The following is a 15147-nucleotide window of genomic DNA, read 5'->3' on the forward strand; positions in this document are numbered from 1 at the left end:
CGCGCCGCGCCCGCGCGCCCGCCCCCCCCCCCCCCCCCCCCCCCCCCCCCCCGCCCTCGGCGCCCCCCCGGCCCGGGCGGCGGCGGGCCGCCCCCGGCCCGCGGGCCCGCCCCCCCCCCCCCCCCCGGGACGGGTGGTGGAGATGGTGCCGATCGACCTGCCGCGGCCGCGCACGCCGGAGATGCTGCGCTCACCGGAATTCCACCGCTTGCACGACTATCTGTCGGAGCTGCTGTTCGGCAGCGGTGGCCGCGGCGGCATCGAGGCGGAAGCCGAAGCGGCACTGGTGGTTCCGGGCGGTGGCGAGTGAGTCGCGCGGGCGGCGTGCTGGGTGTGGCGGCGCTGATCGCGCTGTGGTGGGTGCTGGCGGCGCTCGGCGTCGCGGGCGGCACCATCCCGAGCCCGTGGACCGTCGTGCACACCATGTACACCGACGGTTGGGCGCTGTACAGCCCGAACTTCCGCGTCACCGCATCCGGTGCGCTGCAAGGCTTTCTGTGGGGCAACGGGCTGGCCGTCGCGCTGGCCGTGCTGGTCCTGCTGGCGCCGCCGATCGAGTCGCTGGCCACCCAGCTGGCCATTCTCAGTTACTGCACGCCGTTGCTGGCGCTCGGCCCGATCATCCTGGTGGTGTTCGGCGGGCGCACCCCGACGGTGTTCCTGGCCGCCATGTACTGCTTCTTCACCACCATGGTCGGCACCGTGGCGGGTCTGCGGTCCGCCGATCGCACCAGCCTCGATCTGATCCGCGCCTACGGCGGCGGTCGCTGGCAGCAATTGCGCCGGGTTCAGGTGATCGCCGCGTTGCCGAATACGCTGGCGGCGTTGAAGATCGCCGCGCCGTCGGCGGTGCTCGGGGCCATCATCGGCGAGTATCTCGGTGGTGTCGACAGCGGCATCGGGGTCGCGCTCACGGCCGCGCAGACCTCCTACAACGTGCCCCGGACCTGGGGGATGGCGCTGGCCGCGGCCGCGCTCGCGGGGCTCGGGTACGCGGCGGTGGCGCTGGTGGCCCGGCTGCTGGCGCCGTGGACCGGTGCGGCGACGGAGGCGGTGTCGTGATCGCACTGCGCAGAATCGGGAAATTCCTTTTCCCCCTGCTGATTTCGCTACTACTGATGCTCGCGATCTGGTACGCCTTCCTCGAGGCGTTCCCCCAGGTCGGCCCGCGCGTGGGCAAGACGCCCGCGGACGTGTGGACCTACCTGGTGACCGGCGACTCCGCCGCCACCGCCCGCCACGCGATCCTGGCCGACCTGGAGATCACCCTGCGCGACGCCGCCGTCGGATTCGGTGTGGGCATGGCCGGTGCGCTGGTGGTGGCCGCGCTGTTCGTCACCCTGCCCGCAGTGGAGCAGTCCTTTCTGCCGGTGGCGATGCTGCTGCGGTCGGTGCCGCTGGTCGCGCTGACGCCGATCGTCGTGCTGGTGTTCGGCCGCGGTGTCGTGGGCGTGACGGTGCTGGCGGCGATCGTGGTGTTCTTCCCGGCGCTGGTGATGATCATGACCGGGCTGCGGTCGGCGTCCCGGCAGGCGATGGAACTCGTTGCCGCGTACGGCGGTTCACGCTGGACCAAGCTGCGGCTGGTGGCCGTGCCGGCCGCGCTGCCGTCGGTGTTCGCGGCCGCGCGAGTCTCGGTGCCGGGCGCGCTGATCGGCGCGCTGCTGGGTGAATGGCTGGGTAGCGGAACGGGTCTGGGGGCCGCGCTGATCCGCGCGATCCCCACCTTCCAGTACAGCAAACTGTGGGCTTCGATCGTGCTGGTGACATTGGTCTCGGTGCTGCTCTACGCGATCGTCGGAGTGATCGAAAACGTCGTGTTGGCCCGGTTCGGGCCGGAGGCAGGGAAAAGCTGAATGGGCAACTTCGCGTATCGCACCCACATCGACCGCCGGTCCTTCTTGCGCACCTCGGCGCTGGCCGGGTTCGCGCTCGGCGGCGCCGCGATGCTCGCGGCCTGCGGTGACGACGCCGGGGCGGGCAACAGCAACGGCACCACCGCCGACGGCTCGACCTTCGGCAGGGTCGCCATTCAGCTGTCGTGGCTGAAGAACATCGAATTCGCGGGCGAGTACTTCGCCGACAGCCGCGGCTACTTCCGCGACGCCGGGTTCGGCGGCGTCGACCTGGTCGCGGGCGGGGCCGCCAGCACCTCGGTGGAGGCCGGGCTCGACACCGGCAAGATCTGGCTCGGCCTGTCCGCGCCGCAGACCACCGCGCCCGCGATCCTGGAGGGACTGCCCGCCAAGATCGTCGGCACCACGTATCAGAAGAATCCGTTCTGCATCGTGAGTTCGGCGGCGAAGCCGATCAGGTCGCCGCAGGAGATGAAGGGCCGCAAGATCGGCGTGCAGGACACCAATCAGCTGATCTTCGCGGCGCTGCTGACCGCCAACGGCCTGACGCCGAACGACGTGCAGATCGTGCCCGCCCAGTACGATCCGACCCCGCTCGCCAACGGCGAGGTCGACGGCTGGGTGAGCTACGTGACCAACGAGCCGATCACGCTGGCCGCCAAGGGTTTCCCGACCGCGCACTTCTTGTTCGCCGACTTCGGCCTGCCGCTCACCGCGGAGACGCTGACGGTGCGGCAGCAGACCATCGACTCCGAACGCGACAAGCTCAAGGCGTTCCTCGCCGCGGAGATCAAGGGCTGGAAGGACGCCGTCGCCGATCCGGCCGAGGGCGCGCGGCTCGCGGTCGAGGTCTACGGCAAGGACCAGCGCCTCGATCTCGCCGAGCAGACCAAGGAGGCGACGGCGCAGAACGACCTGGTCGTCTCCGCCGACACCCACGCCCACGGCCTGCTGACCATGACCGACGAGCTGATCGACCGCAATATCGAGGCGCTGACCAAGGCGAAGATCGACATCACGGCCGATCGGCTGTTCGACCTGTCGGTGCTGCGGGAGCTGTACGCCGAACGTCCCGAGCTGAGGTAGCCCGGGTCGCTCAGGAGACCGAAACCGCGGAATGGAAGTCCTGGGTCCGCAGCGCGGCGGCGGAGCGGGCGGCCACCAGTTCGGCGGCGATGGCGACGGCGGTCTCCATCGGGGTCTGGGCGCCGATGTCGAAACCGGCGGGGGCGTGCAGCCGGGACAGAGTCTCGGCGTCGAAGCCGCCCGCCTCCAGGTCCTCCACCCGGCGGCGGTGCGCGGCCGGGGAACCCAGCGCGCCCAGGTAGCCCAGCTCGGGCAGCCGCAGCGCCACGGTCAGCAGCGGGATCTCGAACTTCGGATCCTGCGACGCCGCGACAATCGCTGTGGTGGAGTCGATTTCACCCGCCGCGGCCTGGGCGTTGAGGTAGCGGTGCGGCCAGTCCGCGACCACGTCGGCGCCGGGGAAGGAGTTCGGCGAGGCGAAGGTCTCGCGGGCGTCGCACACGGTGACGCGGTAGCCGAGCAGCCTGCCCTGCACGGTGAGCGCCGCCGCGAAAGGGTTGGCGCCGAAGATGATCAGCCGCGGTAGCGCCGCGTACGACGACACGAACACATCCGACTCCGGCAGCGACACCAGCTCGGTATTGTGCCGCCGATCGGTGACCAGATGCTGCCCGATCACCTCCGGATCCGAATGCCACACCACCGTGAACACGGTGACCGGCCGATTGGCCGCGATCTCCTTGGCCACCGCGGCGAACTCGGGAAAATGTATGCGCGAGAACGGTTCCACGAAGACGTCGATGGTGCCGCAGTCCGCACTCACCTCCACACCGGTCTTGCCGTCGAACCGTTGCAGTTCCCGGCGGCCGCTGCGCGCGGCGTGCGCGGCGGCCTCGTACACCACCGACTCGTAGCAACCGTCGGAGACCGACCCGTACACGCCGCCGTCGGGGTCCAGCAGCATTGTCGACCCGACCGGAAGCGCCGAATGCCCGAACGTCCGGACCAATGTCGCGAGACCGCCCGTCCGGCCGCTGTGCCACACCCGCATGAGGTCATCGACGATGTCGCGCATCACAAACTCCCGATCAGGGTGCGCGAGTGGCCGGGTAGTCGTGGTCACGCCCCGTAGCCAGATCGTCGCACGTGACGGCCACAATATCCGGTCTAGCGTCCAGAAATGCCCGAGCTCCGGAATTTCCTTGCGCGGTGTGGGCGACCTCCCGCCAGTGCTTGTGACCGAGCACAACGGGGTGACCGGGCCGGCCGTGGAACACCGCGCGGGCCAGGCCGCTGGGCGCGGCGCGCGCCTCCGTCAGCACCCGGCGGACCACGTCGGCGCCGACGTCCGGGGTGTCGACCGGCATGAGGACGGCGAACTCGGCCGGGGTGGTCGCGGCCGCGGCCAGGCCGGTGCGCAGCGAGGCCGCGAGGCCGACAGCCCAGTCCGCGGCCCAGACCGGCTGTGCCCCTTCGGGAATCGCGATCTCCGGGACGCCGCACACCAGCCAGTGCCCGCGCGGCGAGCGGCGGGCCGGGCCGGTGGCGCCGAGCACCACGAACACCCGCCCGCAGCCGCCGTCGCGCAGCGCGGTGACCGCGCCGCGCAGCCACGCGCCCCCCTCGGCCAGCGCCTTCGGACGCCCGTACCGGGTTCCGGCGCCGGCCGCCAGCACGATGCCGGCGCAGTCCGCGTCGTTCATGCCGTGTCCTTTCCGGCGGGCGGTCGTGCCGATTCGGACCGCTCTGGCCGAGCGTAACCGCGGGCGGTGGTCCGCGCCGCCCGAGCTGACCGCAGGTCACTGCTCCTTCTCTCGGATATCGATGCGTTCGAAGAGTTCGCGGGCGGTGGTCAGGTACGCGCTCGCCTCCTCGGTGCGGCCGTGTTCGGCGGCGAGGCGGCCCAGTTCGCGCAGGGCATTGGCGCGGCTGCGCCGGTGCCCGATCTGCTGGGCGACCTCCACCGACTCGCGGAAATAGCCCGCGGCCAGTTCGTATCGCGCCGGGTCGCGCAGCGCCAGCTCTCGCTCGATGCACCCGAGTCCGCGCAGCGCGTCGACCTTGCCCAGTGGATCCTTGACCTCCCGGGCCAGTTGCAGGGCGTATTCGAAGTTGTTGCGGGCCAGGTCGGGATTGCCCGCACGCAGGGCCAGCTCGGCCAGGCCCGACAGCGCCCAGCCCTCCGCGTACTGATCCTGGATGCGGCGCGACTTGTCCAGCGCGCTCGACAGATGCTGTTGCGCGGCAACGGTATTCCCCGCATCGCATTCGACGTACCCCAGGCCGCGCAGGGCATCGCCCTCCAGCTTCACGTGGTTGATGCTGCGCGCGATGTGCAGCGCGTACACGTAGTGCTGCCGGGCGCCGTCGAGGTCGCCGTGCAATCGGATGGCCTCGGCGTAGCCCCACTGCACGATGCCGACCCGTTCGGGATCGGCAAGTTCGATGGCGATGGACAGGGCCTCCTGAGACCAGCGTTCGGCGGCCCGGTACTCGCAGGCCATCCGCCCGGCCCGGCCGAGCCCGTCCAGGGCGTCGCACTGCGTCGGCCGGTAGCCGATCTCGACGGCGATGCGCAGGGCCTCGTTGAAGTGGTGCCGGGCGTCGGCGTGCTCACCGGTGATCCAGGCGGAGTAGCCGCGTTCGCACTGCACCTCCGCGAGGCAGCGCAGGTCACCCAGGTCGTCGGCGATCTCGCAGACCTCCAGGAACGCCTGCTCGGCCTGCACGTGCGCGCCCCGCATCCGCGCCATCCGGCCCTGTCCCAGCAGCGCCCACGCCTGGCCCTGCCGGTCGTCGATGGTGCGCGCGATCCAGAGCGCGCGCCCGTACAGCCGCTCGGCGCTCTCCCAGTAGCCGAGCCCGCACAGATGTGCGGCCATCAGCCGGGCCAGTTCGGTGGCTTCGGCTGTGGGACGGGCGATTTCGAGGCAGCCGAGCAGCAGTTCCTGTTCCTTGCTGAGCCAGGAGCGCGCCCGCGCCGACTCCTCCGGCGGATTGGGTGTCGGCCGCACCCCGACCGCGTGGAAGGGCTTGATCGCGTTGACGCCGCGGGCGATGGCGAGACCGTGCCCGATCAGGCGGTCGATGAGGGCCGCGCGCACCTCGACCGAGCCCTCGCGTTCGGCGTGCAACTGCGCACCGAGCCGCAGCATGTCGTGCATCCGGTAGCGCGGGCCGCTGGGATCCGGCGGCAGGTCGTCGGCCGGTACGGGCAGCGGGTCGAGGAAACCGGCCTCGCAGAGCTTGAGTATCAACAGCTTCGCCGACGGCTCGGACACGTCGACCAGCCACGCCAGGGTCTGCGCGGTGATCTCGGTGCCCGGGAACCAGCCGATCAGGCGGACGGCATGCTGCAGCGCGGGCTCCCGCAGCCGCTGGTACGACAGTTCGAAGGCCGCGCCGACCGATTCCTCCTCGGCGGCGAACCGCTCCAGGATGTGTTCCGCGGCCGACTCGTGACGTTCCGAACCCACCGGCGTGCGACGGATCTCGGCGGCCAGATCGGCGAAGTCGGCGGCGCTGTCGGCGAGCATATTGATGCCGTGATGGGCGATCTGACCGGCGATCAGCTTGAGCGCCAACGGAAGTCCACCGGAGGTCTCCGAGATCTGGCGCACCGCGGCGCGGTCGTAGCCGTCGTGCAGATTGGCCAGCTTGACCAGCAACTGCTCGGCCTCGCCGAGCGGCATGCCGTCGAGGTGGTAGGGGTGGACCGGGCCGCTGCCGGACAGCCCGGTGAGCCGCTTGCGGCTGGTGACCAGCACGAAACAGTCGCGGGCCTGCGGCAGCAGCTCCTTGACCTGCGCGCTGTCGGCGGCATTGTCGAAGACGAGGAGCATCCGGCGCGACGCCATCGCCTGCCGCCACTGCTGCGCCCGGCGCCCGGCGTCCGCCGTGATCGCGGTGGGCGGCAGGTTGATCTGTAGCAGCAGCCATTCCAGTAGGTCGGTGGGGTCGGCGGGATCGCGGCCCGGGGTGTAGCCGAGCAGGTCGACCCAGATCGTGCCGTCCGGGTAGTGCTTGGCGAACGCGCTGACCGCGTAGCGGGCCAATGCGGTCTTGCCCACGCCGGGCGGGCCGTCGATCACGTGCACCGCCACTCCGCCGCGCTCGATGTGCGCTGAGACCCGTTGGTGCAGTTCGGCTTTCGCCTCGTCGCGGCCGGTGAAAGCGGTGACCTCGGGTGGCAGGTCGCCGACCAGCACGGCGGAGGGGTCGGCGTCGTGCCGCGTCACCGCCTCGCGGTACTCGTCGTGTTCGGCGGCGGTCATGTGGGCGAGGTCGGCGAGATCGACCAGCCGGTCCCAGGTGGTGCCGTAAATGGTCGCGAGTTTCTTGAGTACCTCGGCGGTCGGGCGCACGCCTTTCGGGCGTGGGCCCGCGCCCGGCCAGGTCTCGTATTCGGAAATGCGGCTCGGTTTCATGGTGTCGCTGTTGGACAGCGCGTTGAACTGGTCGCACACGTTTTCCTGGGACAAATTGCAGGCGTAGCGCCAGGCCGCGCGGGCGCGATATCCCTGTTGCCGCAATTCGTCGACGAACGGGCGGCGCATTTCCTGATCGCCGAGGCCGAGTTCCCGGAATCGGGTGTACACGGACTCGACCGCCCGTGGGCGGCGTGGTTTACGCGGTTGATCGGAACGGACTCGTGCCACCGATACCTCCCCCGAGCTGTCCGGCTGTCCCGGCCGGACGAGCCGAATGTGATACGTCCTTGGTATCAGGCCGCATTCATCCTGGTCAATGGGCTCTGTCGATGTGAAGAAAATGTCCGGGCAGTGTGATCGACGGTGTGGTCCCGGCTCGTCAGCATGGAGGTGATCGGCCCGGCCGGGTTCCGGCCGACGGTAGAAAGGATCGCATCGATGGGAATTGCCGCCACGGACTGGTTGATCACGAGCGATGTCGCTCTGGAGGTTGCATTTCGAATCGATCTCCCGGGCCCGGATCGAGGGCGGTGGGTGCTGTCGTACCTGCCGACCGATCGACGATTCACCCGTGACCAAGCGCTGGCCGGTGTGGTGCTGGCCGAAATGGTCATGTTCGAATTCGACGGCGACGAGGGCGAATGGGACGGCGACCTGGCCTCGATCTACGCGGCCGAAGTGGGACTGAGCCTGAACGACGCGTTGTGCCTGCTCGCATTGCGGGCCCTCGATTCCGAGGCGGACGAGGACGCCGGAGACGGTGACGATTCGCCCGAGCCAGGTTCCGACGCAGCGTGTTCGGCGGCGGTGTGGAAATTATGAGCGCGCCGAAAACTCCGTATGAGGAGAACTTGCCGCCGCCCCGCTCGCCGCTGCATCCGGTGCTCGCGGTGGTCCTCAGCGCCGCGCTGGCGGCCGCCGTCGGCATCGTGTCCGGCGACTGGCCCTCGGCGGTGACGGTGTTCGTGACCAGCGCCGGACTGCTGGGCGCACGGGAGATCCGGCAGCGTCGGCGGCAACCCGGCGAGGACGAGTAACACGTCCGCAACCAGCGGCTTCTAGGGTGGGTGCACGGGGTTGCCCCGGGAGCCGGGCTCGGAAGAGGTGGTCTTCGTGGATGTGGACACGATCCGTGAGCTGGTGGTCGCGCGGGATCGCACGGATCTCGCTGCGCTGACCGGCAATTCGGCGGTTCTGGCCGGTGGGACCTGGTTGTACTCCGAACCGCAGGACCACCTGGAACGGCTGGTGGACATCACCGCGCTGGGGTGGCCGGCGCTGACGGTGACACCGGCCGGGCTGGAGATCGCCGCGACCTGCACCCTGGCGGAACTGGAGAACGGGACGTGGCCCGCGCGGTGGTCGGCGACCGCGCTGTTTCCGCAGGCCTGCCGGGCACTGGTGGCCTCGTACAAGATCAGGCGAATGGCGACGGTGGGCGGCAACGCATGTCTCGCGCTCCCGGCGGGGGCGGTGCTGGCCGCGCTGGTCGCCTTGGACGGTACGGCATCGGTGTGGGCCACGGACGGCACCGAGCGGCGTATTCCCATGGCCCGTTTCGTGCTCGGTCCGGGTGCGACCGCGTTGGCACCGGGCGAGGTGTTGCGGTCGGTGTCGATCGATGACTCGAAACTGCGCTCCCGCAGCGCTTTTCGGAAGATCGCGCTGGCGCCGCTGGGCCGCTCGGGCGCTGTGGTGATGGGCCGGGCGGATCTCGACGGCCGTTGCGCGATCACGCTCAGTGCCGCGACGGTGCGCCCGATCGTGCTCGAATTCGCCGCGCTGCCGTCCCACGGCGAACTCACCGCAACCATTCTCGGTATGGATCGCGGTCTGTGGTACGACGATCCGCACGGGGATCCGGCCTGGCGTCGGCAGCTGTCGGCGGTGCTCGCCCGCGAGGTCGCGGCGGAGTTGAACGAGGCGCGGCCATGAAGTTCGAGGTGGACGGCGTCGCCGTCGAATTGCCGTACCGCCCGGGTCAGTGCCTGCGCACGCTGTTGCGGGACGCCGGGCGGCCGGCGGTGAAGAAGGGCTGCGATGCCGGAGACTGTGGCGCGTGCACGGTCTTGGTTGATGGTGCGGCGGTGCATTCGTGCGTCTTCCCGGCTCACCGCGCCGCCGGCCGTACCATCACCACGGCCGCCGGGCTCGGGAGCCCGGATGCTCCCCACCCGGTGCAACGTCGATTCGTCGAGGCGGCCGCGTTCCAATGCGGTTTCTGCACTGCGGGAATGGTGGTCACCACCTGTGATCTGGAATCCGCCGGTCCCGAAGGTCCAGCGCCCGAAGATATTTCAGAACTGTTGAAGGGAAATCTCTGCCGCTGCACCGGGTACCGCGCCATCGCCGAGGCGGTGCGGGGTACTGAAGTGGTGCGGGGAGCGGAAGTCGTGCGCTCGGTCCCTGCCCCCGGAAGCTTGCGCATTGTCACCGGCATCGAACCGTTCACGGTGGATGTCGATCCGCCCGAGCAACCGCTCTCCGTCGGAGCGTCCGAGGGTAGCGCCGCCACGGCGTGCGCGGGCGACTCGATACCCACGGGAACCGAACGGCTTTCCGGAACCCGCACGGCGACGACGACTTCCGCGGATGCGCCGCCGTCGCCGCCACTACACCTGGCGGTATTGACGAGCCCGCATCCGCACGCCCGGATCGTTTCGATCGACGCCACGGCGGCCCAGGCCATTCCGGGTGTGCGCGCGGTGCTGACCTACGCCGACAGTCCCGCTACGCCCTTTTCCACGGCCCAGCACGAGATCCGCGAGGACGATCCAGACGACACGGTCGTGCTGGATCGCGTCGTGCGGTTCGCCGGACAGCGGGTGGCCGCGGTCGTCGCGGAGACGCTCGCGGACGCGCGCGCCGGGTGCCGGGCGTTGCGGGTGACCTACGAGGCCCTGCCCGCGGTCTTCGATCCGATAGCCGCGATGCGGCCCGAGGCCCCGAAACTGCATGGGGACAAACCGGATTCGGCCCGGATCGCGGACCGGCAGCGCAATCTCGCCGCGGAGGTGCACGGCCGCAGCGGTGATGTCGAGGCCGGACTGGCGGCGGCGCACGAGGTGGTGCACGGCGTGTGGCACACCCACCGCGTGCAGCACGCGCACCTGGAGACGCACGGCAGTATCGGATGGCTCGACGAACACGGCCGCCTGGTGATCCGCACCAGCACGCAGGTGCCGTTTCTGGTGCGGGACGAGCTGTGCCGGATCTTCGCGCTGCCCAGGGAGCGGGTGCGGGTCTTCGCGAAGCGGGTGGGCGGCGGCTTCGGCGGCAAACAGGAGATGCTGTCGGAGGATCTGGTCGCGCTGGCGGTGCTGCGTACCGGTCGTCCCGTGCGTTACGAGTTCACCCGGTCCGACGAGTTCACCTCCGCCACGTGCAGGCACCCGATGCGGGTCGAGGTCACGGCGGGCGCGAGCGCCGATGGTCGCCTGACCGCGCTGGCCGTCGATGTGGTCGCCGACACGGGGGCCTACGGAAACCACAGCGGGGGCGTGCTTTTCCACAGTGTGAGCGAGTCGGTCGCGCTGTATCGCTGCCCGAACAAGCGCATCGACGGGCGGGCCGTCTACACCGACAACGTGCCGTCGGGCGCGTTCCGCGGCTACGGTCTCGGCCAGGTGAGTTTCGGTATCGAATCCGCGCTCGACGAACTGTCCCGCCGACTCGGCCTGGACCCCTTCGAATTCCGCCGCCGCAACGTCGTGGTCCCCGGCGACGCGCTGATCGGCGGGCGCTGCGCCGAGGACGACGATCTGTCCATCGGCAGCTACGGCCTCGACCAGTGCCTGGACCTCGCCGAACGGGCGCTACACAGGTTCGCTGCGGCGGACCGGGCGAACGAAACGACTTGGCGGATCGGCGAGGGGATGGCCGTCGCCATGATCGCCACCATTCCACCGCGCGGCCATCACGCCACCGCGTCCGCGGAGCTGCTCCTGGACGGCACTTACGAGATCTCCGTGGGCACAGCGGAATTCGGCAACGGCACCACCACCGTGCACGCCCAGCTGGCGGCCGCGGCGCTCGGCACCGAACCGGAGTTCGTCCGAATCCGGCAGTCCGACACCGACGTCACCGACTACGACACCGGCGCGTTCGGATCGACGGGAATCGTGGTGGCGGGCAAGGCCGTACACACTGCCTGCCTACGGCTGCGCGACGTGATACTGGCACGGACGGCCGAGCTGCAGGAACTGCCGGGTGATCCGCGCCTGGTCACCGCGCGAGAACTGCTGTCCGAAGGCCCTTTACGCGCCACCGCCGCCCACGACGGCACACCGCGCTCGGTCGCGTTCAACGTGCAGGCGTTCCGCGTGGCCGTCGACACCGACACCGGCCGTGTCCGGATCCTCCGCTCGGTCCACGCCGCCGACGCGGGCACCGTGCTGAACGCCGCCCAGTGCCGCGGGCAGGTGGAAGGCGGTGTAGCCCAGGCCATCGGCACCGCCCTCTACGAGGACATGCGGGTGGACCAAGGGATCGTCACCACGAAAACCCTGCGCCATTACCACATTCCGCAACTAGCCGACGTCCCGCACACCGAAGTCCACTTCGCCGATACCACAGACGATCTCGGCCCCCTGGGCGCCAAGTCGATGAGCGAATCTCCGTACAACCCGGTCGCCCCCGCCCTCGCCAACGCCATCCGCGACGCCCTCGGCGTACGCCCTCACCGCCTTCCGATGGCCGCCGACCGCATCTGGAAACTGATTTCCGATTCAGCTGAAGAGGTTTCGCACGAACGGGACCGAATCGGCCAATGACGCGTTCACCGTGCCGCTGTGGTCGGTGGGGTAGACCTTCAGCGTTACCGGCTGCCCGTTCGCCGTCAGCACCGCCGCGAACCGCAACGTCTCGGGCGTGATGACATCGGTGTCGCGGATGCCCTGACCGAGGAAAAGCGGCTTGTCGTAACCGGATTCGGGCAGACCCAGATAGCGGGCGAGCAGGCCGTGCACGTCGGGGATGTCCGACAGCGGCCGGGTGAACAGGTCGCCGAGCACCACCCGCGCCGCCGCCAGCTCGTCGCCGAGCGGCAGCAGGCATTCGGTGCGGGCGCGTTCGAGCCACATGCGGCCCGCGTCGGTGAGGAAGGACTCGATGTTCAGTTCGGGATAGGTGGTGCGCAGGCCGTTGAGCACGTACAGCGCGTAACCCGTGCTGTGCGGGCTCAGTTGCACCGGCGGCACGCCAGGCCCGATCGGGGTGAAGATGTCCTCGATGTAGGCCGGAACGCCGGTGCCGACCGCGCCGCGATAGTCCAGCTCCGGCCCGCCGAATTCGGTGGCGTAGCGCGCGGTGTTCACCGCCGCGCCCCCGCCCTGGGACTGCCCGACCACGACCCACTTGTTCGACATCGACGAGTAGTGCCGGGTCGCGGCCCGCACCGCGTCGACCACGTTGTGCGCCTCGACCACACCGTTGAGATACGGATGCTCGCCCGGCGTGCCCAGCCCGGCGTAGTCGGCGGCGACGATCGCGTAGCCCTGCCGCAGCCAGGTCCCGAGGTAGGCCCAGTCGCGCTCGACGTCGCCGGGACCGCCGACGCTGTAGGCGCAGGAATCGCCGAGTCCGACCGTGCCGTGCGCCCACGCCACCACCGGCCAGCCGCCCGCCGGTGGCTCGCCGGGCGGGAAGTACACCGCCGCACTGGCCACGGTCGGGGCGTCCCCGACGGTGGTCGTCGTATAGAGCATCCGCTCGGAATTCACCGAACCCGGCAGTGTGGCCGGAGCCGACAGCGGCTGTACGGCTTCGACGGTTCCCGTGACCGCCGGATCCGCGGCCGCGACGGTTGGCAATGCCGAGATCCCGGCCGCGGAGAGGAGGGCCGTGACCGCGGCTACGCAGAGTTTTCGCATGGTGTTCCTTTCGCCGGATCTGGCACCGGTCCCTTCCCCTGGCGGTGCGAGGAACAGTCTTGCAGTCGGTCGATTGACCATCTGCCTCGGCGCGCCGGTGTGCGAATCGCCGGAGTGGCCCGGCGCACATCCCGCTCTGTGAAGGTCCTCACAGCTGGGAATGCCGGCTCGCGATGTCGAGCCGTGGGTGACGTCACTGAAACAGTACGAGCGTTACGTAAAAGCCCATGTCAGACCTACTCGGGAGTAGACTCGAGGCATGCAATCGCTGGGCAAATTTTGCAAAATTAGCAAAAGCCCTGGTCCAGCTAGCAGAGATTCACAGTAGCAACAGGTAGACGGCGATTTTTCCGTGTGCCATCGTGTGGATGTACACCCGATGGGCATAGCAAGCCTGCAAATCGCTGCTCCAGCAGAGTTCGGACATCGCGACGGATTTCCGGACCGGGGAGCACGCACCGAACGAAGAAGTGGAGTCAGAGATGTCGACTGCCGGCACCCCGAAGACCGCTGCGGAAATCCAGCAGGATTGGGACACCAACCCGCGCTGGAAGGGCATCACCCGTAACTACACCGCTGAGCAGGTCGCCAAGCTGCAGGGCACCGTCGTCGAGGAGCACACCCTCGCCCGCCGCGGTGCCGAGATCCTGTGGGAGCAGGTCAACAGCGGTGAGTACATCAACGCCCTGGGCGCGCTGACCGGCAACATGGCCGTGCAGCAGGTCCGCGCGGGCCTGAAGGCCATCTACCTGTCGGGTTGGCAGGTCGCCGGTGACGCGAACCTGTCCGGCCACACCTACCCCGACCAGAGCCTCTACCCGGCCAACTCGGTCCCGTCCGTGGTGCGCCGCATCAACAACGCGCTGCTGCGCGCCGACGAGATCTCCCGTGCCGAGGGCGACACCTCTGTCGACAACTGGCTGGTGCCGATCGTCGCCGACGGTGAGGCCGGCTTCGGTGGCGCGCTGAACGTCTACGAACTGCAGAAGGCCATGATCGCCGCGGGCGCCGCCGGCACCCACTGGGAAGACCAGCTCGCCTCGGAGAAGAAGTGTGGTCACCTGGGCGGCAAGGTCCTCATCCCGACCTCGCAGCACATCCGCACCCTGACGTCGGCCCGCCTGGCCGCCGACGTGGCCGGCACGCCGACCGTGGTCATCGCCCGGACCGACGCCGAGGCCGCCACCCTCATCACCTCCGATGTGGACGAGCGCGACCAGCCGTTCATCACCGGTGAGCGCACCGCCGAGGGCTTCTACCACGTCAAGAACGGCATCGAGCCCTGCATCGCGCGTGCCAAGGCCTACGCGCCGTTCTCCGACCTGATCTGGATGGAGACCGGCACCCCGGACCTGGAGCTGGCCCGCAAGTTCGCCGAAGCGGTCAAGAGCGAGTTCCCCGACCAGCTGCTGGCCTACAACTGCTCGCCGTCGTTCAACTGGCGCAAGCACCTGGACGACGCCACCATCGCCAAGTTCCAGAAGGAGCTGGGCGCGATGGGCTTCAAGTTCCAGTTCATCACCCTGGCGGGCTTCCACGCGCTCAACTACTCGATGTTCGACCTGGCCTACGGCTACGCCCGCGAGGGCATGACCGCCTACGTCGACCTGCAGGAGCGCGAGTTCGCGGCCGAGGAGCGCGGCTACACCGCCACCAAGCATCAGCGTGAGGTCGGCGCCGGCTACTTCGATGCGATCGCCACCACCGTCGACCCCGACAGCTCGACCACCGCGCTGAAGGGCTCGACCGAAGAGGGCCAGTTCTGAGCCGAATTGCCGCGCCTTCGGCACGGCGGGTTTTCGGCCTCGTGACCCCGCCCGGGGGGGGCCCCCGCGGGGCGCGCGGGGGGGCGGGCCGCGGCCGCGGCCCCCCCGCGCGCCCGCGGGGGGGGCCCCCCGGGGGGGGGGACACGCGGCGGAAAACCCGCCGTGCCGAAGGCGCGGCAATTCGGCTCAGAACTGGCCC

12 protein-coding genes and 1 pseudogene are annotated in these 15147 nt (G+C 69.7%); 9 read left to right on the forward strand and 4 right to left on the reverse strand.

The window, feature by feature from the left end; translation table 11 throughout:
* The 4 genes and pseudogenes from QH470_RS03445 to QH470_RS03460 form a co-directional block, all read left to right on the forward strand.
* Positions 1-310, forward strand: a pseudogene (locus QH470_RS03445) (hypothetical protein); the annotation flags it as partial.
* On the forward strand, positions 307-1062 hold the full coding sequence (locus QH470_RS03450; protein WP_280270779.1) for an ABC transporter permease: 756 nt from the start codon (positions 307-309) through the stop codon (positions 1060-1062). The pseudogene QH470_RS03445 and the gene QH470_RS03450, both read left to right, overlap by 4 nt.
* Positions 1059-1856: an ABC transporter permease gene (locus QH470_RS03455; RefSeq protein ID WP_280270780.1), complete on the forward strand. Its 798-nt coding sequence runs from the start codon at positions 1059-1061 to the stop codon at positions 1854-1856. Before QH470_RS03450 ends, QH470_RS03455 begins: the two co-directional genes overlap by 4 nt.
* Positions 1857-2942 carry an ABC transporter substrate-binding protein gene (locus QH470_RS03460; RefSeq protein ID WP_280270781.1) on the forward strand — a complete coding sequence of 362 codons (1086 nt, stop codon included), beginning with the start codon at positions 1857-1859 and terminating at the stop codon, positions 2940-2942.
* Positions 2943-2952: 10 nt separating this feature from the next.
* Here QH470_RS03460 and QH470_RS03465 read toward each other — a convergent pair whose 3' ends face one another.
* The 3 genes from QH470_RS03465 to QH470_RS03475 form a co-directional block, all read right to left on the reverse strand.
* Positions 2953-3957 (reverse strand): XdhC family protein, encoded by a 1005-nt coding sequence (locus QH470_RS03465; protein ID WP_280270782.1) that lies wholly within the window; start codon positions 3955-3957, stop codon positions 2953-2955.
* Between the two features lie 13 nt (positions 3958-3970).
* A complete protein-coding gene (locus QH470_RS03470; protein WP_280270783.1) occupies positions 3971-4585 on the reverse strand; it encodes a nucleotidyltransferase family protein in 615 nt (204 codons plus the stop codon).
* 96 nt (positions 4586-4681) lie between these two features.
* The gene (locus QH470_RS03475) at positions 4682-7480 is read right to left on the reverse strand and encodes a tetratricopeptide repeat protein (protein ID WP_280270784.1); all 2799 of its coding nucleotides are present in this window, start codon (positions 7478-7480) and stop codon (positions 4682-4684) included.
* Between the two features lie 270 nt (positions 7481-7750).
* Here QH470_RS03475 and QH470_RS03480 point away from each other — a divergent pair, with 270 nt between their 5' ends.
* From QH470_RS03480 to QH470_RS03495, 4 genes are all read left to right on the forward strand, one after another.
* Complete coding sequence (locus QH470_RS03480; RefSeq protein WP_280270785.1) at positions 7751-8134, forward strand: hypothetical protein; 384 nt, start codon at positions 7751-7753, stop codon at positions 8132-8134.
* A complete protein-coding gene (locus tag QH470_RS03485; protein WP_280270786.1) occupies positions 8131-8349 on the forward strand; it encodes a hypothetical protein in 219 nt (72 codons plus the stop codon). The genes QH470_RS03480 and QH470_RS03485 overlap by 4 nt, the downstream gene beginning before the upstream one ends.
* A 76-nt stretch (positions 8350-8425) precedes the next feature.
* Positions 8426-9247: an FAD binding domain-containing protein gene (locus QH470_RS03490; protein ID WP_280270787.1), complete on the forward strand. Its 822-nt coding sequence runs from the start codon at positions 8426-8428 to the stop codon at positions 9245-9247.
* Positions 9244-12084, forward strand: coding sequence for a molybdopterin-dependent oxidoreductase (locus QH470_RS03495; RefSeq protein ID WP_280270788.1), 2841 nt, complete (start codon positions 9244-9246; stop codon positions 12082-12084). The genes QH470_RS03490 and QH470_RS03495 overlap by 4 nt, the downstream gene beginning before the upstream one ends.
* Here QH470_RS03495 and QH470_RS03500 read toward each other — a convergent pair.
* Positions 12040-13182 carry an alpha/beta hydrolase gene (locus QH470_RS03500; RefSeq protein ID WP_280270789.1) on the reverse strand — a complete coding sequence of 381 codons (1143 nt, stop codon included), beginning with the start codon at positions 13180-13182 and terminating at the stop codon, positions 12040-12042. The two genes, QH470_RS03495 and QH470_RS03500, sit on opposite strands and share 45 nt — an antisense overlap.
* 482 nt (positions 13183-13664) lie before the next feature.
* On the opposite strand from QH470_RS03500, the gene aceA reads away from it, so the two are divergent.
* A complete protein-coding gene (gene aceA / locus QH470_RS03505; protein ID WP_280270790.1) occupies positions 13665-14948 on the forward strand; it encodes an isocitrate lyase in 1284 nt (427 codons plus the stop codon).
* Positions 14949-15147 lie beyond the last annotated feature (199 nt).

The organism is Nocardia wallacei (assembly GCF_029868745.1).
Lineage (GTDB): Bacteria > Actinomycetota > Actinomycetes > Mycobacteriales > Mycobacteriaceae > Nocardia > Nocardia wallacei_B.